The 24,705-nt window shown below is 37.1% G+C and carries 23 protein-coding genes; 8 read left to right on the top strand and 15 right to left on the bottom strand.

Going from position 1 to position 24,705, the window contains the following annotated elements; genetic code table 11:
• Positions 1-261 precede the first annotated feature (261 nt).
• The 4 genes from ACFILN_RS03230 (at position 262) to ACFILN_RS03245 (ending at position 3,373) form a co-directional block, all read left to right on the top strand.
• Positions 262-1,014 (top strand): transporter substrate-binding domain-containing protein, encoded by a 753-nt coding sequence (locus ACFILN_RS03230; protein ID WP_375631231.1) that lies wholly within the window; start codon positions 262-264, stop codon positions 1,012-1,014.
• 79 nt (positions 1,015-1,093) lie between these two features.
• Positions 1,094-1,816: an ABC transporter permease gene (locus tag ACFILN_RS03235; RefSeq protein WP_273790678.1), complete on the top strand. Its 723-nt coding sequence runs from the start codon at positions 1,094-1,096 to the stop codon at positions 1,814-1,816.
• Complete coding sequence (locus ACFILN_RS03240; RefSeq protein ID WP_273790677.1) at positions 1,813-2,520, top strand: ABC transporter permease; 708 nt, start codon at positions 1,813-1,815, stop codon at positions 2,518-2,520. The genes ACFILN_RS03235 and ACFILN_RS03240 overlap by 4 nt, the downstream gene beginning before the upstream one ends.
• Before the next feature lie 79 nt (positions 2,521-2,599).
• Positions 2,600-3,373 carry an amino acid ABC transporter ATP-binding protein gene (locus ACFILN_RS03245; RefSeq protein ID WP_273790676.1) on the top strand — a complete coding sequence of 258 codons (774 nt, stop codon included), beginning with the start codon at positions 2,600-2,602 and terminating at the stop codon, positions 3,371-3,373.
• Positions 3,374-3,393: 20 nt separating this feature from the next.
• Here ACFILN_RS03245 and lpxB read toward each other — a convergent pair whose 3' ends face one another.
• The 13 genes from lpxB to ACFILN_RS03310 all read right to left on the bottom strand — a co-directional run bounded on the left by lpxB (position 3,394) and on the right by ACFILN_RS03310 (position 17,475).
• A complete protein-coding gene (gene lpxB / locus ACFILN_RS03250; protein ID WP_273790675.1) occupies positions 3,394-4,590 on the bottom strand; it encodes a lipid-A-disaccharide synthase in 1,197 nt (398 codons plus the stop codon).
• Positions 4,583-5,455 carry an LpxI family protein gene (locus ACFILN_RS03255; RefSeq protein WP_375643547.1) on the bottom strand — a complete coding sequence of 291 codons (873 nt, stop codon included), beginning with the start codon at positions 5,453-5,455 and terminating at the stop codon, positions 4,583-4,585. The genes lpxB and ACFILN_RS03255 overlap by 8 nt, the downstream gene beginning before the upstream one ends.
• Positions 5,456-5,457: 2 nt before the next feature.
• Entirely contained in the window at positions 5,458-6,282 is an 825-nt protein-coding gene (gene lpxA, locus ACFILN_RS03260; RefSeq protein WP_273790673.1) for an acyl-ACP--UDP-N-acetylglucosamine O-acyltransferase, read from the bottom strand.
• A 24-nt stretch (positions 6,283-6,306) separates the two neighbouring features.
• Positions 6,307-6,774, bottom strand: a complete 468-nt coding sequence (gene fabZ, locus ACFILN_RS03265; RefSeq protein ID WP_273790672.1) for a 3-hydroxyacyl-ACP dehydratase FabZ — start codon at positions 6,772-6,774, stop codon at positions 6,307-6,309.
• Between the two features lies 1 nt (position 6,775).
• On the bottom strand, positions 6,776-7,822 hold the full coding sequence (gene lpxD / locus ACFILN_RS03270; RefSeq protein ID WP_273790671.1) for a UDP-3-O-(3-hydroxymyristoyl)glucosamine N-acyltransferase: 1,047 nt from the start codon (positions 7,820-7,822) through the stop codon (positions 6,776-6,778).
• Positions 7,823-7,887: 65 nt separating this feature from the next.
• Positions 7,888-10,284, bottom strand: a complete 2,397-nt coding sequence (bamA, locus tag ACFILN_RS03275) for an outer membrane protein assembly factor BamA (RefSeq protein ID WP_375670846.1) — start codon at positions 10,282-10,284, stop codon at positions 7,888-7,890.
• Positions 10,285-10,487: 203 nt separating this feature from the next.
• Positions 10,488-11,636: an RIP metalloprotease gene (locus ACFILN_RS03280; protein ID WP_375660091.1), complete on the bottom strand. Its 1,149-nt coding sequence runs from the start codon at positions 11,634-11,636 to the stop codon at positions 10,488-10,490.
• A gap of 15 nt (positions 11,637-11,651) precedes the next feature.
• Positions 11,652-12,467, bottom strand: coding sequence for a phosphatidate cytidylyltransferase (locus ACFILN_RS03285; RefSeq protein WP_375670848.1), 816 nt, complete (start codon positions 12,465-12,467; stop codon positions 11,652-11,654).
• A gap of 723 nt (positions 12,468-13,190) precedes the next feature.
• Complete coding sequence (gene frr / locus ACFILN_RS03290; protein WP_273790667.1) at positions 13,191-13,751, bottom strand: ribosome recycling factor; 561 nt, start codon at positions 13,749-13,751, stop codon at positions 13,191-13,193.
• Positions 13,752-13,788: 37 nt separating this feature from the next.
• The gene (pyrH, locus tag ACFILN_RS03295; RefSeq protein ID WP_273790666.1) at positions 13,789-14,508 is read right to left on the bottom strand and encodes a UMP kinase; all 720 of its coding nucleotides are present in this window, start codon (positions 14,506-14,508) and stop codon (positions 13,789-13,791) included.
• A gap of 157 nt (positions 14,509-14,665) precedes the next feature.
• Positions 14,666-15,589 carry a translation elongation factor Ts gene (gene tsf, locus ACFILN_RS03300; protein ID WP_375667271.1) on the bottom strand — a complete coding sequence of 308 codons (924 nt, stop codon included), beginning with the start codon at positions 15,587-15,589 and terminating at the stop codon, positions 14,666-14,668.
• A gap of 102 nt (positions 15,590-15,691) precedes the next feature.
• Entirely contained in the window at positions 15,692-16,471 is a 780-nt protein-coding gene (rpsB, locus tag ACFILN_RS03305) for a 30S ribosomal protein S2 (RefSeq protein ID WP_273788135.1), read from the bottom strand.
• 167 nt (positions 16,472-16,638) lie between these two features.
• The gene (locus ACFILN_RS03310; protein WP_273790664.1) at positions 16,639-17,475 is read right to left on the bottom strand and encodes a cell envelope integrity EipB family protein; all 837 of its coding nucleotides are present in this window, start codon (positions 17,473-17,475) and stop codon (positions 16,639-16,641) included.
• A gap of 145 nt (positions 17,476-17,620) precedes the next feature.
• On the opposite strand from ACFILN_RS03310, the gene ACFILN_RS03315 reads away from it, so the two are divergent.
• Together ACFILN_RS03315 and ACFILN_RS03320 are read left to right on the top strand one after the other, a co-directional pair.
• Complete coding sequence (locus ACFILN_RS03315; protein ID WP_375607219.1) at positions 17,621-18,082, top strand: RidA family protein; 462 nt, start codon at positions 17,621-17,623, stop codon at positions 18,080-18,082.
• A 134-nt stretch (positions 18,083-18,216) separates the two neighbouring features.
• Complete coding sequence (locus ACFILN_RS03320; RefSeq protein ID WP_273790662.1) at positions 18,217-18,639, top strand: HIT family protein; 423 nt, start codon at positions 18,217-18,219, stop codon at positions 18,637-18,639.
• 7 nt (positions 18,640-18,646) lie between these two features.
• On the opposite strand, the gene clpA is transcribed toward ACFILN_RS03320, so the two are convergent.
• Both clpA and clpS read right to left on the bottom strand, forming a co-directional pair.
• Positions 18,647-20,998, bottom strand: a complete 2,352-nt coding sequence (gene clpA / locus ACFILN_RS03325) for an ATP-dependent Clp protease ATP-binding subunit ClpA (protein ID WP_375654508.1) — start codon at positions 20,996-20,998, stop codon at positions 18,647-18,649.
• 6 nt (positions 20,999-21,004) lie between these two features.
• Positions 21,005-21,376 (bottom strand): ATP-dependent Clp protease adapter ClpS, encoded by a 372-nt coding sequence (gene clpS / locus ACFILN_RS03330; RefSeq protein WP_273790742.1) that lies wholly within the window; start codon positions 21,374-21,376, stop codon positions 21,005-21,007.
• Between the two features lie 235 nt (positions 21,377-21,611).
• Between clpS and ACFILN_RS03335 the strand changes: the two genes are divergently transcribed.
• Both ACFILN_RS03335 and ACFILN_RS03340 read left to right on the top strand, forming a co-directional pair.
• Entirely contained in the window at positions 21,612-22,961 is a 1,350-nt protein-coding gene (locus ACFILN_RS03335) for a D-alanyl-D-alanine carboxypeptidase (protein WP_375663171.1), read from the top strand.
• Between the two features lie 32 nt (positions 22,962-22,993).
• Positions 22,994-23,272 carry a hypothetical protein gene (locus tag ACFILN_RS03340; protein ID WP_273790659.1) on the top strand — a complete coding sequence of 93 codons (279 nt, stop codon included), beginning with the start codon at positions 22,994-22,996 and terminating at the stop codon, positions 23,270-23,272.
• Positions 23,273-24,705 lie beyond the last annotated feature (1,433 nt).

A 24,705-nucleotide genomic window follows, 5' to 3' on the forward strand; every position in this document is an offset into this window, starting at 1 on the left:
GAAATTCGGCATTTCTATAAGAAAATTTACATTTATCAAAATAATTTTTAATTGTTCCTCAATATTTAAACACTTTATAGAATCTAATGACAACGATAAAGTTGTATTTTTATCGTATCAAAATCTATTTTTTTGATAATAATGCCCAACATAATGATCTAAAATAAGCATTAATAAATTTTTGAATTGCTCCAAAAAAGCTTACAGATTATAAAAACATAATGATTTCATATTTGCCCGCTTATCCAATAGGAGAACATCATGAAATTATTAGCAGGAGCTCTTATAATAAGCGCCGTACTATTCACCCAATTGGCTGATGCGAAAACATTAAAAATTGCGAGTGAAGGCACCTACCCTCCCTTTAGTTATATTGACTCAAATAATAAATTGCAGGGACTTGATATTGATATATCTTATGCACTTTGTAAAAAAATGAATGTTGAGTGTACTATTGTTACACAAGACTTCGAGGGAATGATCCCTGGACTTATTGCAAAAAAATATGATGCTATCATTGCTTCCCTCTCTCTCACACAAGAGCGCTTACAAAAAATTGACTTCACAGATCCTTACTACGATACAGCACTGGCTGTTATCGTTACCAAAGCTTCGGGAATTAAAGAAATCTCGACACAAGACTTTAGAGGTAAAAATCTTGGTGTGCAATCAAATACAACACAAGCTTTCTATGCAGAAGATCATTATGCTTCTAAAGAGGTGAAAATCAAACTCTACCCTTCCACAATAGAAGTGAATCGTGACCTTTTAAATCATCGACTTGATGTGATTATTGTTGATAAATTACAAGCATTAAATTGGCTTAAAAATGAAGGAAAAGATTGCTGTCTCCTCTTGGGAACTCTAGAAGAAACAAGATTTCCTATTGCAATTGCAGTCCGTCAAAATAATAATGAACTTAAAAATAAGTTCAATAAGGCGCTAAAAGAAATCCGTTTGGATGGAACTTATGAAAAAATTATGAGAAAGTATTTTACAGGTGATGTTTATTAAATATCGATATGATATTTAAATGAAACCTACTGGTTATTGCTAAAAAATATTATCGAACTCTTTCATGAGGAACACAGGAATGATTGAAAATTTAGCATTGCTATCATTTAGCAATGGTGGATGGGGAGTGGTTATACTTTCCAGTGCAGGAATGACTTTGTCATTGGCATTATGTTGTGGCTTTCTAGGATTTCCTCTAGGACTTCTCAATGCAGTGATGATTCGATCCAATATTAAGATGGCCAAAGCTATGGCACGCCTCTTTTCAACAGTATTCCGTGGGCTACCAGAGCTTTTAACTTTGTTTTTAGTTTACTACGGATTACAAAGCCTTATTCAAAATTTATTTGACTATTTTAATTTTGAAATCATGTTCAGTATCAATGCATTTGTTGCTGGTGTTCTTGCCCTTAGTATGGTTCTTGCAGCTTTTTCTTGTGAAGTTTGGCTTGGAGCATTTAATATTTTTGATAAAGGTCAATATGAAGCGGCTAAAGCTTTAGGACTTTCACGGTCAACCACATTTTTTCGTATTGTCTTCCCTCAGCTCATCCGAAATGCCTTGCCAGGACTTTCTAATAATTGGCTTACTTTACTGAAAGATACATCCCTTGTTTCTACCATCGCGCTTGTTGACCTCATGCGACAAACGAATTTAGCTGTCGCTGCTACCAATAAACCCATGCTATTTTATTTTGTAGCATGCTTACTCTATTTGTTATTTTCAGCGGTTTTTACTGCAATCTTACGCCATTTGGAAACATACACTCAAATAGGCTATAAAAAGGTGCTAGGTCAATGATTCCTGAGTGGCTTTATTTCCTTTTTAATCCTGATCTTTTAAGCCATTATGGACCCAAATTTATTAATGGCTTTATTGTTACTGTTGAGCTTGTTTCTATCTCTTGTTCTCTAGGTCTTTTTCTTGGTATGCTTATCGCTTTTGCTCGTCTATCAAAGAATACATTTTTACAATATTTTGCAAATGCTTATGTCTATTTTTTCCGTGGCTCTCCTTTATTAGCTCAACTCTTTCTTTTTTATTATGGGCTTGGTTCAATGAATAGTTTTTGGCAACAGGTGGGACTATGGTGGTTTTTTCAAAACGCGTGGTATTGTTGTCTTTTTATTTTTACACTCAATTCTGCTGCCTATCAATCTGAGATCTTTAAAGGAAGTTTTTTATCCGTAACAACTGGACAACGTGAAGCATCAAAAGCTTTAGGTTTAAGTAACTCTGTCACATTTTTTAGAGTTATTCTTCCACAAGCAATGATTGTAGCATTACGCCCCCTAGGAAATGAGTTGATTTTAATGATTAAATCCAGTGCTGTTGCCTCACTTATTACTGTTTATGATTTAATGGGAGTTGCTAAACTCACTTATTCACGGACTTTTGATTTTCAAGTTTACGTTTGGGCTGCTCTTATCTATCTCTTTATCGTTGAACTCATTCATCGTTTTATTGTTTTTATCGAACAGCGCCTCACTCGATATTTACGTTAAATAAAATGATCATAAAAAACTTTACCAAACCAAAATGTTGAATTAATCACGTTATTCATCAATGAAAGAATAAAATAAGATGAATTTGAAAAATAATAAATCGATCTCTCCCAATAAAAAACCAGTGATCTCTATTCAAAATCTAAATAAATGGTATGGAAACTTTCAGGTCCTACATGATATCAACTTTAATGTTCAAGCTGGTGAACATATCGTTATTTGTGGACCATCCGGATCAGGAAAATCAACGTTAATTCGTTGTATTAATCAATTAGAACAAGCACAAAAAGGTTCAATCTGTATCCATAACGTTGATATCCATACCGCTCCTATACAACAGCAAAAAAAAGTTCTTCGTAAGATAGGAATGGTCTTTCAGAATTTTAATTTATTTCCCCACATGAGCGTTATACAAAATTGTATTTTAGCACCTATGACCGTTCAAGGGCTTTCCAAACAACAAGCACAAGAACGGGCAATTCGTTACTTAACACATGTTGGTATTGAAAAACACTGTGAAAAATATCCTTTACAACTTTCTGGTGGGCAACAACAACGTGTTGCGATTGCCCGTGCACTTTGTATGGAACCTGAAGTCATGCTTTTTGATGAACCAACCTCTGCTCTTGATCCAGAAAGTGTGGGAGAAGTTTTGGAAGTGATGGCTCGATTGTCCGATACAGGGATCACAATGCTTTGTGTTACCCATGAAATGGGCTTCGCACGTAAAGTCTCAGAAAGAATACTCTTTCTAGAAAATGGAAAAATTGTTGAAGATACAGCCTCTGAAGAATTTTTTACCAATCCTAAAAGCCAACGTGCTTGTAATTTTCTTGCTAAAATTAAATATTAATCATTAAAATATTGCTTTATTTATACAATTTTATTCTTGTTTTTTAAAAGAGCGATAATTGTTTGTGCGCCAACAACCCCCGATGGTACTTCAGTTTTCATTTTCTGTTCTACCATCTCAAAGGCATCAAGTTGTGCCTGTCGCAATAAAGGATTAGCCAAAAGTTGTTCTACTTGTCTTGCTAACATACCAGGACGGATTAATTCATTCAAATATTCCGAAACAATAGGCTTATCAGCAATAATATTTGGAAGAGCAGCACTCCATAACATCATTTTAGGAAAAATAAATAATTTAGAAAAACGATCAAGTTTATAGCAAAGAACCATAGGAATTTTTGCTAAGGCTAATTCAAGTGAAACAGTTCCATGTGCCGCAAGAGCAACATCTGCTTGTGCAAAAGCACGCCATTTTTCATCTTCACCAACGACAATTTCTATCTTGCTTTTCCAGCCTTGCACAAAATCACGGATTCTATCTACCAAATGAGGTAAGGTTGGTAAAATAATACGTAAATGAGGAATACGTTGTACAAGAATCTCTACTGTTTCTCGAAAAATAGGCATTAAGGAACGAATTTCTAAATTGCGTGATCCTGGCAAAATAACTAATGTAGGCGATGATATTTGTGTATCGATCAAATTTCTTTGTTCTAATTGGCTTTTTTTTTCTGACTGAACTCTCAAAAGGGGAGGATATGTCAAAAGACGATGTCCAACATAGGTCGTGGCAGGACCTCCCAAATCTTGCATAATCTTTTCTTCAAAAGGAAAAACCGCTAAAACATGATCAACAAATCCACGCATAGCTTTTGCACGCTCTGGCCTCCATGCCCAAACGGTTGGTGCAATATATTTAATGATAGGAATAGAAGGCGCTAAAGCACGTACCTTTTTTGCAATACGATGTGTAAAATCAGGACTATCAATAATAATTAAACAATCAGGTTGTTCTTGTGCAATAAATTTGGATAAATTGCGAATATGTAGCAACAACAATGGTAGTTTTTTCAATACTTCCTTTAAACCTATTAAAGCAATATCATGGGAATCAAAAAAGCTTTTTAAACCTAATGCCTTTAAATGCCTCCCCCCAACACCAATCAAATGAATATTGCATCCTATCTGTTGTGATAAACAAGTAATTAAATCGGCCCCAAGTAAATCACCAGATTCCTCACCTGAAACCACAGCAATCTTTAAGAAACAATTATTCATGACCAAACCTTTCAAATGTCTCTATAAATAGAGAATATTTGTTGGCTTTTTCTATTGTTGTTTTCACCGATAATATTAGACTTCTATTTGCCTCCACCGCAACACCAGATAAACCACTCTTTGCAATATTCATTATTGTCGCTGGCCCAATTGATGGCAAATCAACGCGATTATCCTGTTGTGGTTTTGCACATTTTACAAGAATGCCACCTTTAAGGGGAATTTGCCCTCTTTCTCGCATTTCACAAACACGCCACAACATATTATCAGTTCCCTCAGCACCCTCCAGAGCAACCACCCTTCCTTGGACAACGACAACGGCTTGCCCGATATCTAATTGACCTAAAAGCTTTGCTGCTTCTACTGCTAAAAAAATATCTTTTTTCTCTTTTGGAGTAGCGCGCCGTACTGTTAAATTAAATTCTATGGGAGCTAAAAGATCTGGGACTATTTCGTGAGCACCGATAACACAAAAACCGTGTGCTTCAATAACCCGTATAAAAGCTTTTAATAACGCATCGTCTCCCCTCTTCAAAGCTCCGATTAACTTAGGAAGAGCTAAAAATGTTGTCCAGTCCAGTCGCAATTGTTTAAGAAGTGGACGCTTTTTCACACCACCTGCCAAAACAACATTATATACACCAGCCTCTTTTAAAATTTTAACGAGTCGCGCTAACTCTACAATTGATAGCTCGCAATGCTCATAGCGATAAAGAACAGAATCTGCCTCACCATGCAAAAGCACAAGAAAAGGATTTTCTCCATTCTTCTCAAGAGTCTGCGCAACAGTAATCGGTAGAACACCATTTCCTGCTATAATAGCAGTACGGCCGGAAAGAAAACTTCTGGCTCCCCAAATAGGCATTTTTAATCCTTATGTTCTTTTATTTTATCACCTTCAAATTTTGGTGTACAATAAAAACGCTTTCCTTCTTCTTTAATAAAATTAACAACTTCAGAAACAGACTGAGAAGAAGAATAAAAAGAAGCAACATCACTAACACGCTCTTTAAATGGTTTGCTATGATCAAAAAGCATGGCAACTGCATGACGGAGTGCATGAATATCTTGACGCTCAAGTCCTGCACGCTTCATGCCAATAATATTGAGGCCGGCAAGTTTTGCCTGCACACCAACAGCTGTTCCATAAGGTATCAGATCACCAACCAGTGCAGATACGCCGCCGATAAATGCATGATGTCCAACACGAACAAATTGATGAACAGCAGCACCACCACCAATAATCACATAATCACCAACAGTGACATGACCAGCAATCATTGCGTTATTGGCAAATGTTACATGATTGCCTACATAACAATCGTGAGCGATATGCGCATAACAAAAAAATTGGCAATTATCACCAACAACTGTCATTCCTACACTCGAATCGGAACCCCTATGCATTGTTACACCTTCACGAATCGTACAATTCTTACCAATAAAAAGAGTTGTAGCTCCTCCTTTATGTTTATTATTTTGCGGATCTGCCCCCAAAACAGCATGAGAAAATACTTTACTCTTGGCTCCTAATGTTGTCTTTCCCATTATTACAACATGACTTGTCAAACTACATTCATCACCAATAACAGCCTCTGAACTAATATGGCAAAATGGTCCAACGCGTACATTCTCACCAAGCTGCGCTCCCTTCTCCACAAGAGCAGTTGGATGGATTTTCGTACCGGACATTTTTAAATTCCCATCAAATATCGTTTATTCTTCTTCGACAATCATTGCAGCAATTTCTGCTTCAGCGACGCGGACATCTTCTACTTTTGCAACACATGAAAAACGTCTCATACCAGATCTTTTTTTCAAAAGCTGAACATGAATCTTGAGCTGATCACCAGGCATAACCGGCTTACGAAATTTCGCATTATCAACCGTCATAAGGTAAACTAAATTTGTTTGCTTATTGCCTAAATTTAAAAGTGCTATTGCTCCTGCCGTTTGTGCCATAGCTTCTAAAATCAAAACTCCAGGCATAACAGGCTTTGCGGGAAAATGTCCCGTAAAATGTGGCTCATTAATCGTTATATTTTTAATACCAATCGCTTCTTGTTCACCATCAATATCAACGATACGATCAATCAATAAAAATGGATAACGGTGCGGTAATATTGATAATAGTTTTTCAATATCGACAGCCTCTAAGTTTTTAGTTTTTTCACTGCTGATCATATCAGCGTTTCTCCTTTTTAACTTTTCCCATACTGCGCAACGCCGCTACTTCACGAAACCATTGTTTAAATGGTCGCGCTGGACTACCTCCCCATTTTTCGCCATCCGGAATGTCATTCATAACACCACTACGAGCAGCAATCTGAACAGATTTACCTATTATGATGTGATCAGCTACTCCCACACTTCCGCCAAGCTGAGACATATCCCCTATAGATGTACTTCCCGCAATGCCACATTGAGCGGCAATAAGACAATAGCGGCCAATTTTTACATTGTGGGCAATTTGTACAAGATTATCAATCTTGCTTCCTTCACCAATAACAGTATCTTGAAATGTCCCACGATCAATTGTCGTGTTCGCACCAACTTCTACACCATCCTCAATAATAACACGACCAAGCTGTGGAATTTTCTCGATTCCAACTCCGCCTCCAACATAACCAAAACCATCTTGTCCAATGCAAACGCCAGGATAAAGCTGAACCTTATCACCTATTATAGAACACTGAACTGTTACCTTAGGAGCAATATAGCAGTCACATCCAATACGGCAATTTTCACCGATAACAGCTGTGGATGAAATAAGAGTTCCTGCACCAATCTCAACATTTTTACCAATAACAGCTCCCGCTTCAATACACACATCATGTGCCAACTTAGCCGTTGGATGAATATGCGCATGTAATGAAATCCCCTTCTGCCCCAACCAAGGCATTGGCTTGACAGAATCTGGAAACAAAATACGACCAATCTGAGCAAAGTCACGCTGTGGTGTGGATGTCACCAAAATTGCCATAGTTTCGGGAACTTTAAAAACAATCTCATTCGTACACAAAACAGCAACAGCAGAACTGTCCAGTAAAGCATCAGAAAACTTCCGATGCTCTACAAAAACAAGTGAACCTTCCACCGCACTCTCAAGTGAAGAAAGAGTATTGATAACTTTATGAGAAAACTCTGGATTAAGAAGCTTTGCACCCGTCAACTCAGCAGCATTTGCAACTGTCAATCGTCGGGACGGCGTAAAAAAAAATGTATCCGCCATCAAAACACTTTCTCTCCCAGCTTAAGCTATTCTCTTCAAATTTTTCCTTCTTAAAATCGCTCAAATCAGAACTTCGTAGAAATACCAAAGTTCAATTGTTGCAAACGATCACCTTCCTGCTTCGTTATTGGCCAAGCATAATCAAAACGCAAAGGACCAAACGGAGAATCCCACATCAAACTCACACCTGCAGATGAACGCCAAGCACTTTTGGTATTGGTAACAGACGGTTCACCCTGAAAAACGGCTTTATAATTATTGCCATAAAGCGTGGCAACATCCGCAAATAAAGCACCGCGCAACCCGAATCCTTCAGGCACAACAGGGATAGGAAACTGTACTTCAGCAGTCGCATTCATATATGTCGTTCCCCCCAAGAAATAAACCTCACCCTTACTGGAAACCTGGCGCGGACCTATTCCATTATATTTGAACCCTCGAATCATATCAGAATTTACTTTAAACATATCGAAAATACGAACACCTTCTTTGCCTACTTCATGGATATAACCACCCCCAAAGGAAAGCAAACCAACGATATCCTTCTGGTCAGAAAGAGTCTTGTACATCATCGCCTTACCCGTGGTCTTCAAGAACTTTGCACTCCCACCAAGCCCTGCATATTCCTGAAGCAGATGCACGTACCACCCATCATGGGGGGATCTCATATCATCAATCGTATTATAGGTGAAACCATAGCTAATTGATGAACGTTTCCAAGGGCTGTGTTTTGCAGCTTGAACAATCGCCCCAGAATATTTCCCATATAATTCTATTATGTCACCCTCTTTGTCAAAATCATACTCTCCGCCAAAATCATATTCTTCCTGCACATAAGAATAAGCTACATTAGCAGATAATTGATTATTAATAGGTAACGAAAACCGCAGCGATCCACCTGTCTGCCGTACATCATAGGCTTTATCAGCACGATAAGTACTACGAAAAACATCAACGCCAGCAGATAAACGATATCCTAAGAAATAAGGATCAACAAATGATAAATTATAATTACGAGATTTTTCTTGCCCCGCACCTAATCCTAAACGAACATATTGACCACGTCCCCCAAGATTACGTTCAGTAACAGAAACTTCAAGTGACATACCAGGACTTGTTCCCCCTGTTGTATACCCTCCAGAAAGAGAGAGATCTCCTGTTGAAGCTTCAACGACATCTATTACCAAAACAACTTGGTCAGATTGATCTGTGGGAACCATTGAAATATTAACGGCTTTGAAGAAACCTAAATTTTCTAGACGACGTTTCGCCCGCTGTAGTAAAGTTTGATTGTAAGCATCTCCTTCATTTAAATCAATCTCACGGCGAATGACGTAATCACGCGTTTTCTCATTGCCACGTATATCAATACGTTGAATATAAGCACGTGTACCCTGTTCAATATTATATAAAATTGAAATTGTATGATTTGCTAAATTACGATTTCCCCGCGGTTCAACTTTAGCAAAAGCATATCCCGAATCAGCAACTTTGTTATTAATAGTTGCAACAGACTGTTCAATATCTTCTGCACTATAAACATTACCTGGCTGGGTTTTAAGCACCCTTTTCACAGATTGAACGTCAATTCCATCAACATCACTTTCAACCTGAATATCGCTAATTTTATAGAGCGCACCCTCATCAAGAACGAAAGAAATTTTATACGTATTGCTTGCTGCATCAAAAGTTGCTTTAGAAGAGACTACACGAAAATCTGCATAACCACGGTTATAATAAAAGCGACGTAAAGCTTCTTCATCAACAGCGAGGCGCTCTTCACTGTAAACATCACCTCCCAACAACTTCGAAAAAATTCCTGAAGTTTTTGTTGAAATCACATCACGCAAACGGCGACTTCCAAAGACACTATTGCCCTTAAAAGTGATATCACCAATCTTTGTTTTTTTCCCTTCAACGACATTAAATACCACATTAACCCGCCCTTTTCCAAGGTTAATCGTTTGAACGTTAACAGTGATATTATTACGACCAAGAGTTTTATAAGCCTCACGAATTGTATTTATATCAGCAGAAAGCTTAGCAGAATTAAAAGGCTCATTCGGTTTTAAAGAAATAAACCGCTTAAGATCTGGGTCTTTAAAAGATTTATTTCCTTGAAACAATATTTGATTGACAACCTCATATTCTTTTACGAATACAACCAATTTATCACCCACCGGATTTATTTTAACATCATAAAATAAACCCAATTCGAAAAGGTTCTTCACAGCACTATCAACATCACCACTGGAAACACCTTGCCCAACCTTAATCCCCATATTGTCTCGAATCGCCTGAGAACTTACAAACTTATTCCCACGAACCTCAATAGAGCGGACTACAGACGCTTGTATTTCTCCGACCGCAGCAATTGACATAAAAACCGTTGCTGGGGCAATCATCCCCATCTTTAACACCAATACAGATGCTGCATTTAAAAACTTTGAATTCGTAGTCATTGGCTTTTTTACCTTACTCTCGTTCCTTGGACATGATGCCTTAAAAAGCTAACTGCCATAACAACCTTTTTACAGCGAGACTTTTCATTCCTTAATTACTCATTATAATCTACAACGCCACAACATTTTGTAGACATGGTAAACAACCTTCAATTTGTTTTTGCTATTATTACTTAATTTATAAAGCGTTTTCCATAATTTAATTAGCTAAACCAACAAAAATAATCATTAAAAAAGACAAAGATCATAAAAAGGAGAAGAATGGAAAAACCTAAACGAAAAACGATTCCCTGAATTTTGGCAGATATTTTTCTCCCAGTAATGACCTCAATGACATGCAATAAAAGATGCCCACCGTCAAGCGGTAGAATCGGAAAAAGGTTAATAAGCCCAACACTTATTGAAAGAAAAGCTGCCAAATTCAACAAAGAGATAAAACCTGTCTCGCTCACTTTCCAAGCAATTTTAACGGTTTTAGAAGGTCCACTTAGCCGACAACGATCCTCTTTGCCTCCTATTAAACGACTCATAAAAAGAACGGTTTGAGTGGCGATAAACACAGTACGGTCTGACGCTTCTCTTACAGCTGTTACAAAACCATAGCGAATATGTTTTATATAAGTTGGATCTAAATGTGCTGGATTATTTAAATCAACAGGAACACCTACACCTATCATAGCACTTCGTGTTCGATTACCAAATCCATCATCTCGCTCAACGACTTTCGGGGTAATCATGGTTGTAAAGACTCGCCCCATGCGTTCTATTTTAAACTCTATGGGTTCTCTTCCATGAAAAGCTACATAATTCATCAAATCTTCAAAGCTTTCAACCCGTCGTCCATCCATTTCAACAAAACGATCACCTAATTCCAAACCGGATTGAAGAGCAGGGCTATCTTTTACCAAAGAACCAACAACGGGCTCAATGGCTACACGACCATAGATAAAGAAAAAAAATGTTAGAATAACAACAGTAAAAAGGGCATTGAAGAAAGGACCGGCAAAAACAGTTGCTGCTTTTTTCCAAGCATGCGCACTAGCAAATGAACCATCAACAATCAGAGATGATTGGGATGATTCCGTATCGATTTTTTCCTCATCCCCAACAAATTTTACATAACCTCCTAAGGGGATAAGTGCTAAACGCCACTTCGTGCCATGCTTATCTGTATAACTCGCTATTTCTGGTCCAAATCCAAGCGAAAAAATTAACGCCTTAATACCACACCACCGACCAATGAGATAATGCCCAAATTCGTGCACAAAAATGATAATCATAATGATGAAAAGAATACTCAAACTTCTTAAAAGAAAATCACCCATAGTGACGATATGATTTAAAAGTTCCAAACGATCTTCTCCCAATTAGATCATACTAAAAAGATTAAAAGGCGCATCCATATCAGACATAAATGAACCAATTAAATAAAGAAGAAAAGCTGCCCCTACCAATCCATCTATACGATCCATAAAACCACCATGTCCAGGCAATAAAGAACTAGAATCTTTAACAGAAAACCGTCTTTTGAGCCACGATTGCCCTAAATCACTCAATTGTGAAACAATTGATAAAACAAGTGTAAGGAGTGGCACAAAAAAACTAGCTAAATTTATATCAAAAAATCCAAAAGCAACCCATATACCACCGAAAACTCCGACAAATGTACCACCAAGTGCTCCTGACCATGTTTTATTAGGAGAAAATTGTGGTGCTAATTTAGGGCCCCCTAATGCACGTCCGATAAAATAACCACCAATATCTGTTCCCCACACTATCGTAAATAAGAAAATAACAACTTGGAACCCCAACATTTCATGATCCCGTAGAAAGCATAAAGCAACAACAGGAAAAGATGCATATAAAAAACCACAAAAAACCCAACCACTCTTTTTTATAGATATAATAGCCAACACCGCAGCCAAAACGATTAAAACACAAAAAATCAATGAAGCAGATACACTCAACACTAAAAAAAAGCCAAAGATTAAATAAAAGATACTTGCTAATATTTTTTGTAAAACACACCACTTCTCTTTAGTAATACTCATCCACTCATAAAGAACAAAACCGCCAATACACCATACAAATAAAAAAAAGAAGTTTCCTCCCAACCATGTTAGATACAACGCAATAACGCCAAAAACAAAAGCTGTCAGAATACGATAAACCAAATTAGACAAAACAACATCCAAACAATAAAAATAGAAAATACAAGCCCTGAAATTAACGCAAGAAAAATTCCCCTACGCAGTGTTTTTATCTCATACCTGTATAATTTCTCTTATAATTTATCATAAATAATTCAGTCTACTAAGATAGCGCTTATGAGACTAATAATCAATGAAAACAGCTTCAAAAATCTCAGTCAAGATTAATCCTAAATATTTTTTAATATTTTCTCAAATATAAAATGAAAAAGCAGCTACCTCTGCCCCATACAAATTAACTAATATAGGTTTCGTATAAAAACACTTTTCTATCAACTATTCGTCATTAAAAAACGAATTACGCCACATAACATCTGCTTGATCGATCATACCCACATGTTTTATAATGAGAAATAAGAGAAAGGTTAGGCTTAATATTCTTTCCCCAACCTTCATCTTAGAATATTTGAATAATTTCTAATAATGCTTTCATTATGCAGTTTAACAAAGACGTACTCAACTAAAAGCCCACACTATGCTGTTAAATAGTGTCTTCCAGCAAAGGGCATGATTTACCACGCAGATTAAAAAATTTAAACATCTGCCCTTTCAAGTCAGTCTCTCCCATATCAAAATGATAGAATACCTTCCTGCATCACACCTTGCTATCACAGAACACACCACCCCTCCTATTATCCCTAGAAACAATTTACAGGCTTGGGAGTATAACATCCTTTTTCTAGCGACAAAACCATCTTAAACGTGCATAATTTCAGATTCTTTTACGGCTAAAATTTTATCAATATCAGCAATAGTTTCATCTGTGAGTTTTTGAACTTTTTCAGACAAACTATGGGCTTCATCTTGTCCAATTTCACCATCTTTTTCTAACTTTTTCAAATTGTCCAGACCATCCCGACGGACATGACGTGTAGCAACACGCGCTTGCTCTGCATAGTGATGCGCAATTTTTACAAGTTCTTTACGGCGCTCTTCATTCAACTCAGGCAAAGGAATACGTAGATTCGTACCATCAGTTATGGGATTTAAACCAAGACCAGAATCGCGAATAGCGCGCTCTACAGCTCCGACCATCGTTTTATCCCATACAGAAACAGAAAGCATCCGAGGTTCGGGAACAGAAATATTAGCAACCTGATTTATATGCACAACAGAACCATAAGATTCAACGGTCAACGGCTCTAATAAACTGGCCGATGCACGTCCAGTCCGCAAACCACCTAATTCATGTTTAAAAGCCGTAATGGCACCATCCATGCGACGTTTCAGATCATCCATAATTGATGTAACATTCATATTTCTGCCTCCTTCAATTGTCCTTTGAAGCTTACCCTTATTCCGATACTATTGTAAAGCGTCCTGTTCCATTCAAGACCTTAGCCAAACCGCCTTTTTCATGAATGGAATACACAATAATCGGTACATTGTTCTCACGTGCTAAAGTGACCGCCGTTGAATCCATAACAGATAATCCCCATTGCAAAACTTCAACATGTGTTAATTGGTCAAAACGCTTAGCCGTAGGGTCTATTTTTGGATCTGCTGAATAAATACCATCAACTTGTGTTCCTTTAAGAAGGACATCCGCACCAATTTCTGCTGCACGTAAAGTAGCAGCAGAATCAGTGGTAAAAAATGGATTTCCTGTACCACCTGCAAAAATAACAACTTTTCCCTGATTCATATAAGCTATTGCTTTACGTTGCGAGAAACTTTCACAAATTTGTGGCATAGCAATCGCAGAGAGTACAACAGTTTCAACCCCTAATTTTGTCAAAGATGTTCGCAATGCTAAAGAGTTAATAGCAGTTGCAAGCATTCCCATATGATCACCTGTCACTCGGTCCCCACCATGCGAAGCAACAGCAACGCCACGAAAAATATTTCCCCCACCGATAACAACCGCAACTTCTATCCCCATTGTGCGCACTTCTGCAATATCAGCGGCAATACGGTCTACAACAGAAACATCAATGCCAAAATTCTGCCCTCCCATAAGAGCTTCACCAGAAGCCTTTAAAAGAATACGTTTATACGGAAGTGCTAATGCCATTAATAATCTCCCCAAAAGCCCATTTACTTTTTGCTTTTGACATCACGAAGGGCACCACTTTTTTCACGTGACGCCCTCTCAACAATTACATTGTTCCCCTCAGAGATTCTACAACCAACGATATGACTTTAAATCTCTGTTCAAGAGTTTGCAATAACTAGCCTTTTACAGCAGCAGCAACCTCTGCAGCAAAATCAGACTCCTCTTTTTCCACACCTTCACCTAATGCAAAACGAATAAAGCCTGTAATTTTTGCTGGAGCACCAATTAATTTCTCAGCATCCTTTAAAGCGGCCTCAACAGTTATATCAGGATTCATAACAAAAGCTTGAGAAAGCAAAACAACCTCTTCAAAAAACTTACGCATACGTCCTTCTACCATTTTTTCAATGATATTTTCAGGTTTTCCAGACTGACGTGCTTGATCTGAAAAAATTGCTTTTTCACGCTCAACAGCAGCAGCATCAACATCTTGTGCTGTAAGTGCTAATGGATTGGTTGCCGCAATATGCATCGCGACCTGCCGACCAAAAGCAAGAGCAGCTTCCTTATTTCCTGTTGTTTCAATTGCAACCAAAACACCAAGTTTTCCAAGCCCATCAGCCGCACTATTGTGTATATAAGTCGCAACAACACCATTCTCAACAGACAATTTAGCGGAACGACGAAATGTCATATTTTCGCCAATTGTACCAATTGCATCTTTAATCGTAAGCTCTACAGTCTTCTCAGAGCCTGGATAAAGAGAAACAGAAACAGATTCAACATCCCCTGGCGTATCTAAGGCAGCAGTTGCTACTTTACGCACAATGTCTTGGAATCCATCATTGCGTGCAACAAAATCTGTTTCAGAATTAATCTCAACCAAAACTGCATGTGAATCTTTTGATACGACTCCGATTAATCCCTCAGCTGCTGTACGACCAGCCTTTTTATCTGCTTTAGCTATTCCTTTTTTACGAAGCCAATCAACAGCAGCTTCCATATCACCATTAGTCTCTGCTAGAGCGGCTTTACAGTCCATCATACCAGCGCCAGATAGTTCTCGAAGTTCTTTTACTTGTGCAGCAGTAATGCTCATATTTGCCTCTTTATTTTGTAACAGTGAAAGCGTGCAAAATCCCTCTGCACGCCTATAACTTCTTCTTTAGACAATAAAAGTACCTTAATTAGGCGTTTTATATTATTCAGAAACTTCTGAAACTGCATTTTCTTCCAAAATAGGCTCCACAGGTGCATCAACTTGAGCTCCTAAATCGATACCCATTGCTCCTTGCTGGCGTGCAATACCATCAAGAGCAGCACGGGCAAAAAGATCGCAATAAAGAGAAATTGCACGTGAAGCATCGTCATTACCTGGTATTGGATGTGTTACGTCATCTGGATCACAATTGGTATCAATAATAGCAATCACTGGAATACCTAAACGTTTTGCTTCTTGGAGTGCAATATTTTCTTTATTCGTATCGATAACAAAGATAAGATCTGGAACAGAACCCATATCTTTAATACCACCAAGCGCACGATTAAGCTTTTCACGATCACGTTCAAGATTTAAACGTTCCTTTTTGGTAAAGCCTTGCGCTTCAGCAGCAAGAATTTTATCAAGCTTCCGCAAACGATGGATCGAATTGGAAATCGTTTTCCAGTTTGTGAGCATGCCGCCAAGCCAACGTGCATTAACGTAATACTGGGCGGAACGATTCGCCGCATCTGCGATAATGTCAGATGCTTGCCGTTTCGTACCAACAAAGAGAATACGACCACCACGCGCTACAGTATCTGAAACAAGTTTAAGCGCTTGGTGTAAAAGTGGAACGGTCTGAGCAAGGTCAATAATATGGATATTATTACGCTGACCATAAATATAGGGAGTCATTTTGGGATTCCAGCGATGAGTCTGGTGACCAAAATGCACACCGGCTTCTAAAAGCTGGTGCATAGTAAAATCGGGTAGTGCCATAAATCTTATCCTTTCCGGTTCAACCTCCGCGGAAAAAGCAGGAAGACCTGCTACCGGCGGATGCTTGCTAGAATTTTCTCACAGATCATTTGCAAACACCCAGACTCCGCGTGTGGAATAGCGCAAACATACTAATATTTGATTCTTTTTCAAGTTATTTTCTTTAATCATTTAATATTTGCATTTTCACATTGATTAAGATCTTTTCCAAGTTCCAAGAATTCGAGACTGTTCAATTTTGCACGCACTGAAAAAGTTCCATAATCTATATGAAGATCACGCATGACACCATTCTCATGTAAGAGAAAACTGCTACGATAAACCGGCAAACCATCTTTATTTTCTCCATCATCAAAATAAGAAATTGTAACAGGCCAATATTCTTCTTCATCCAATTTTCTTACTTTTTCCGTTTCGCTATCAGATAAAAGCGTCTTCTTTTCCCCTATGACGATACTTTCTTTTATAACTTTATCTGCTTTATTTGTCCCATCAAATACAGTAACATTGTAAAAATGATCTCCTGCTTTTGCATGGCGGATAATATTTTTTAGTTGCATTATTGGAAATTCAGCCATTGCAAGCTTATACTCTTTTTCCTTTGGCTTTTTTAAGGTAACTGTAATACCATCTTGAGTACGCTCCGCAACCCCCTCGGCACGATGCACAACCTCTTCTCCCTCTTGATCTGTGATATTAAAACGAAATGTACGGCTGTCTCCTGTCTCATAACTCGTCGTCTGTTGATCAGTCAAACGTACTGGCATATCTTCAATGTGAACACGGCTAATGAAACGAAAACGTGTGCTATAGCCTTGGCATGCCGAACCAGTAAGCTCGTAAACCATTCGTCCTGACATCGCAGAAATTGTCATTTCATGAGAAACACTATCGAGATGAAAATCATAAATTGCTCGATGAGGCACAATAAAAATGGGTTCTTCAGCTCTCGCAGTACATAAAAAAACAATATATAAAATTATTATAAATAATGATCTAATCATTCCCAACTTCCGAACTTTATCCCCGTTGCATAACATCATACAATAAGGCAAAAAAGGCTAATTTCTCAATTAACCACACATTTTCTTAAATCAAAAAATAGATTATGCAATGAATATATTATAGAGTAGCTATGGAGTTAACATTATGACCAATATGATTGAAAAAAACTTAGAGAAGTTCGGAATCACTCTTCCTGAAGTAATCTCCCCCCTTGCCAATTACATCACCACTTCACAAAGTGGCAATCAGCTCTTTATTTCTGGACAACTCCCCCTTATTAATGGAAAACCAATAGCCATCGGTAAAGTTGGTGCAACTGTGAATACCGAACAAGCCCAAAAAGCATCCGAAGCTTGCGCTCTCAATATTCTCGCGCAACTCAAGGCAACTCTGGGTGACTTAAATAAAATAAAACGTGTGGTAAAAATTACTGTTTTTGTGGCTGTAGATTCTCATTTTACCGATATTCCTTTTGTTGCCAATGGAGCTTCTAATTTATTCGTCAATATCCTTGGTGAAATTGGAAAACACGCCCGTTCTGCTATTGGTGTTGCCTCTCTTCCTATGGATGTTCCTGTAGAAGTTGAAGCTATCATAGAAATCTAAACCTTCATTAAGACAGTGCACCATCCTAAATATAACTGAAGTCAAAATACTTCTTTGTCTTACACTCTGATAAACCTTGCATTTTTTCGTTTTTAAATTAGAATCTTAAACTTACAATAAAAGGAAATATTTGTATGAAACAAGCTTACGACAATAACAATATTTTTGCTAAATTGATTCGCAATGAAATCCCTTCTGTTCGTGTCTACGAAGATGATGATGTTATTGGATTTATGGATATCATGCCACAGGCACCAGGTCATACGCTGGTCATTCCTAAAAAAGGCTCGAGAAACTTACTTGATGCAGATACTGAAACATTATTTCCTGTTATTAAAGCTGTTCAAAAAATTGCAAATGCCGTCAAAAAAGCCTTTCAGGCAGATGGCATAACTGTCATGCAATTTAATGAAGCAGCTAGTCAACAAACCGTTTATCACCTCCATTTTCATATTATACCACGTATGAAGGGAATAGAACTTACCCCTCATAATGATATGATAACACCTACAGAAATACTTGAAGAGAATGCAAAAAAAATCCGTGCTGCCTTATAACACACTCTTAAGTTGTTGAGCTTTTTTTTCCTACACGTTTTTTTGTAAAATTTTCCATTTTACTTTTCTTTGAACTTACAGATATATCGGAAGATGAAATTTCTAACTGTAAGCTTTCTTTTTTACCATTTGATTTTTGTGTCAATACGCGAACGGTACCACCATTGCGTAACTTTCCAAATAAAATTTCATCAGCTAATGGCTTTTTAATATATTCTTGTATAACACGCCCTAATGGGCGTGCTCCCATCTGAGAATCATATCCTTTATTGGAAAGCCATAAAGTTGCAGAAGGGCTTAATTCAAAACAAATTCCCCGATCAGCTAATTGTGCTTCAAGCTGAAAAATAAATTTTTGCACTATCTGATTGATGATTAAATGAGATAAAGGTGCAAACGGAATAATTGCATCTAACCGATTACGAAATTCTGGTGTAAATAACCGATTGATTGCTTCTATATCCTCACCATCACGATGTACTTTCCCAAATCCAATAGCTGATTTTGCCATATCTGAAGCACCAGCATTGGTCGTCATAATCAAAATAACATTGCGGAAATCAATTTTCTTACCATTATGGTCTGTTAATCTACCATAATCCATTACCTGCAATAAAATATTAAATAACTCTGGATGCGCTTTCTCAATCTCATCTAGCAATAGAACTGCGTGAGGTTTCTGATCAACGGCATCTGTAAGGAGACCTCCTTGATCAAACCCTATATAACCTGGAGGTGCTCCGATTAAACGTGCTATCGTATGCCGTTCCATATATTCTGACATATCAAAACGCAATAATTCAATGCCTAAAGATGATGCAAGCTGTTTTGCAACTTCAGTTTTTCCTACACCTGTTGGTCCTGAAAATAAATAACTTCCTATTGGTTTATCCGGTTCGCGTAAACCTGCTCGCGCCAATTTTATGGATGAAACTAAGATGGAAATTGCCTGATCTTGACCATAAACAACATGTTTGAGTTCTCTTTCAAGCTTACTCAGTATCTTCTGATCATTCCGGGAAACTGTTTTTGGTGGAATTCTTGCAATTGTAGCAACAGTCGCTTCAATTTCTTTAACACCTATACTCTTCTTGCGTTGTTTTTGTGGCAAAAGCTTTTGCGCTGCGCCACTTTCATCAATAATATCAATTGCTTTGTCAGGTAACCTACGATCAATTATATAACGTGAAGATAATTCTACAGATGCCTTCATCGCCTGATCTGTATATTTAATCTGATGAAAATCTTCAAAGTAAGGCTTCATCCCTTGCAAAATCTTAATCGCATCTGTAACAGAAGGTTCATTAATATCAATCTTCTGAAAACGACGCTCTAAAGCACGATCTTGTTCAAAGAATTTGCGATATTCTCTATAAGTCGTCGAACCAATACATCGCATAGTTCCAGAAGATAATACAGGTTTCAAAAGATTTGCTGCATCCATATTTCCCCCTAATGTCGCTCCTGCTCCAATTAAGGTATGAATTTCATCAATAAATAAAATAGCATCTGGATACAGCTCAAACTCTTTAATAACTTGCTTTAAGCGTTCTTCAAAATCACCGCGATAACGTGTACCTGCAACAAGTCCCCCCATATCAAGAGAAAATATTGTTGCATTTGATAAAACTTCAGGTACTTGCCCATCAACAATGCGTTTTGCCAATCCCTCAATTATAGCGGTTTTCCCCACTCCAGGATCACCAACCAAAAGCGGATTGTTTTTCGACCTTCGACATAAAATCTGAATCATGCGTGAAATTTCTATTTCACGGCCAATTAATAAATCAATTTTTCCATTACGTGCTTTACAATTGAGATCAACACAATAATTCGTTAAAGCACTTGTTCCTCTTTCACCATTATCCGAAATCTGCTGATCTAATTGCTCTTCAAGTCCTTCAAGTAACATGGATAACCCATCATCACGCGTGACACCCTGTGAAATAAAACGTACAGCATCATAGCGTGTCATTCCCATCTCTTGAAGAAAATATGCTGCATGGCTTTCACGTTCAGAAAAAATTGCAACAAGAACATTTGCCCCCGATACTTCATCTTTTCCAGCCGATTGTGCATGAATCACCGCACGTTGGATAACACGCTGGAAAAAAGCTGTAGGCTTTGTATCCTCATCAGCTCTAATCTGTTCATCTAACTCTGAGCGAAGATAATTGGTTAAGCGCTCTCGCAATTCCTCCACATCTACTTGGCAAGCCTGAATAACGGAATTTGCATCGGCATCATCTAACAGCGCAAGTAGAAGATGCTCTAATGTTGCATATTCATGCCGTGCTTGAGTAGCAATTGTTAATGCACGATGTAAAACCTCTTCAAGACTAGGTGTAAAAGATGGCATAGCTCCTCACTTCCATTCCATTACACATTGTAACGGATGTTCATTTTGACGCGCACATTCTCTCACTTGTAATATTTTCATTTCAGCGACTTCATAAGTATAAGTCCCACATTCTCCTATCCCATTGTGATGAACATTTAACATTATCCGCGTTGCCTCTTCGAAACTTTTTTTAAAAAAGTTCTTCAAAACAAAAACAACAAAATCCATAGGTGTGTAATCATCATTAAGCAAAAAAACTCGACATAATTTAGGTTTTTCGAGTTTTTCTCTAGCCTTAGGCATTATAACCGCACCATGCCTACCTTCATCCCAATTCTTGCCCTTTTCATTATGCATAATATGAGCTATAGAGTTTATTATGAGCGTCTGTCCCATTATCGTTTTCCATGCAGCACATTTTTTATTAATTTTAAATTCTTTCATAACTATTGCAATACCTGTTTGTATTAGAAAAAAATTTCCCTCTATGGTTAGACTTCAATCACTCACTCATAAAATAACTTCTGTAAACAAATTAGTAATACCATTCGTCTAAATTACATCAACAAATTACAGAAAAGGAAGCTTTATAGAAGTTTTTCAGGATAAATGGAGAAATAGGATACTGCAAGTGTATATTAATTATCAAAAAATTATGCGCTACTGTAAAACAATAGCAATTTCTTTTGTTGTGTTAGCTTTTTCTTACTGTTGGGCATCAGCCACACCTCAAGGCGCCTATCCTGATAAGTATGCGGCTATTGTTATAGATGCTACTACGGGAAAAACTCTATTTCAAGCCAATGCAACACTGAAACGTTATCCTGCTTCTTTAACAAAAATGATGACATTGTACTTACTCTTTGAAGCTATGCAGATGCGTCGTGTGACACCCAATACACCAATTCCTGTTTCACATTATGCAGCAATGCGTCCACCGACAAAAATTGGGTTTAAAGCAGGCCAAACAATTTCTGCAGAATCAGCAGCTAAAGCACTCATTACAAGATCTGCAAATGATGTTGCTGCTGCCATTGCAGAATATCTTGGAGGTAGTGAAAAAAAATTCGCTCAAATGATGACAGCAAAAGCTCATAAACTTGGCATGAAACATACACATTTCGCAAATGCTTCAGGACTTCCGGATGTGCGCAATTATTCTACAGCACGAGATATAGCGACTTTGTCATTAGCTTTACGTAAACATTTTCCCAAACAATATAAATTGTTCAAAACAAAAAGTTTTAATTTCCGTGGACATAAAATTAACAGCCACAATAAACTTGTTAAAATAATGAAAGGTGTCGATGGAATTAAAACAGGATACACACAAATGTCAGGTTCTAATTTAGCAACTTCGATGCGTCTTGAGGGGCGCTCTATTGTCGCTGTTGTTATGGGAGGTAAATCATCTACTGCACGTGACGAGCATATGGCTAGCTTATTGAATCAATATTTGCCCAAAGCAAGCCAAATGAAAAGTGGTGAACATTTAATAGCTTCTGTACGCTATCACTTACCCACTGGCGCCAATACTCCTATACCAACCATTAAAGATGATTTAAGTAATTTTGACGATGAAATTTCGACTATGTTGACAGCATTTGCAGAACAACCTAAAAACTCCAACATCGCAATAACGGCTGTAAATAAGGTAATTATACCAATACCGAACCCTCAAAAAACTATACCGGTTGAGACTCATAAAATTGTAACAGCCTCTTTGTCCGAAAATGCCGGATGGGCTATCCAAATAGGTTCTCTTCCTAGTGAAGAACAAGCAAAAACTCTACTTTTAAAAGCAAAAAATATAGCTTTTTCTACTTTAAAGCACGCATCTTCACATATGCAACTGTTTGAAAAGAATGGGCAGCGTTATTACCGGGCGCGCTTTACAGGGTTTCAATCAAAAAAAGCTGCATTTGATGCTTGTTCTACATTAAAGAAAGCAAATTTTAACTGCTATACTGTAGCCTACTAAAAAATTTTGAATTCTGCGTTAAGGATAGTATTATGACAGATAATGCTTTTGCTTCATTCCATAAAAAAGAAATTTTATTGAAGCAATCATCCCTCCTTTCATTGCGTTCTCTTCACGATGCTGCTGCAAAACTTACTGGTTTAAAATATAATTCGACTGCATTAGATACACAATCTCTTGTTAACCTTCTCATTTGCCAAACAATGCGCAACCGTCGTCTCATAATGCCTCCTGTACGTATTCATTTACGCGTTGCGAGCCAAACTGGTAATGTGCCTATTAAAATCCGTCTAGGAGCAACAAATATTTAATTCTACAGACCATCTCTAAAAAACTATTTTATTATTAACCATTATCTATAGCCTTAGAAAACCCTTTGATAAACATACTTTTTTCTTAAATTGTGGAATTGTTTTGACAGCTTTTCCAACTATCCAATATCTCCAAGCCTTCAATAAAACCATTGTTAAGAACATAAAAAACATCCAATATTTTTCCACTTTTGGATTTAATATAAAAAATTATCCTTGATATCTTTTTGGAAAAATGAATAGCTTCATTGGATGAAAGCTTATCATTTTAGGAATTATTCTAAACGTTCAATAAAGAAAGTCCCTCTTACTAATGCTCCCCTGACAACATAAACGCTGTAAAAAATAATCTCACTCCTCTTACTTGCATTTCTTTCAACAGACAAAGCAAATTGGAAAATAAAAATACTACCGATGAAAAAACGTAAAAGAAATTATCAGATTAAATATTATGATAACGATTTCCATAAGATTTTAATTTATAATTATAATTTATTTTTTGCATATTGAATAAGAGATTTTCGTAAAATTCTCTTATTTTCCTTCTTATATTGAATCAGTCAAAATCGTCCGCCTGCTCATCACGAGAAAGATTGGCATATAAACTATTTAAAAAAGGAATCAAATATCCCTTATGAATTATTTCAAGTACGAGGATCTTTTGTAACATTGAACGTTGAAAAAAGGATGATAGTGCTGGTTTTCTCCCTTTATAAATAAAGATGCTAATACTCTATAGATTTTATACCATTCATGGAATGACTTACATTATACTACTCATATTCAAGATGCTGATTTATAAAGATAATTCATTATTTTGCATGTTAGATGATAATCTCGAATATCGTAAGATTCTCTCATTTGAAACTTGTTTATGTTGAATTAATAAAAACCGTTCTCTTGCATGTTATGGGCGAGATTAGTGTGTGGCGTAAAACTGTACCCAAAATACTCAAAATACCTATAATGAACCATTTCAAATGCTAAGGGCTTTGATCCCTGTACGGGGGGGCTTGGCAAAGTGTGCAATCATGCCCAGCGTACTCTTTTTATTAAGCATAAAGATGGGACAGCTCAATGGATTTACCGTTATTATATCATTCACGGGTGCCATCGCGAAATGAGCTTAGGAGCGTTGAGAGATATTTTTTAAACGAACTCACGAACAAGTAACACGATAATGTTCTATCGTGTGCATTCTATTCTCATGAAAATTTTTATAAATATTTCCTAATGTATACGTTATTATTTATTTTAATTTTTTTGTCGGTACAGAATTTATAAATAAAAAAGATATTCCCAATATATCTTTAATTATTGTAAATTAGTGTTTCTTTTCAAGATATTTTTTTACCATATAGGTAGCAAAAAACTTCACTTTTAAAAAATTAAAATCTTTAAAAATCTCTCTTTATCATAATTATTCAGATTTA

Source organism: Bartonella sp. CL434QHHD, from assembly GCF_042195145.1.
Classification (GTDB): Bacteria; Pseudomonadota; Alphaproteobacteria; order Rhizobiales; family Rhizobiaceae; genus Bartonella.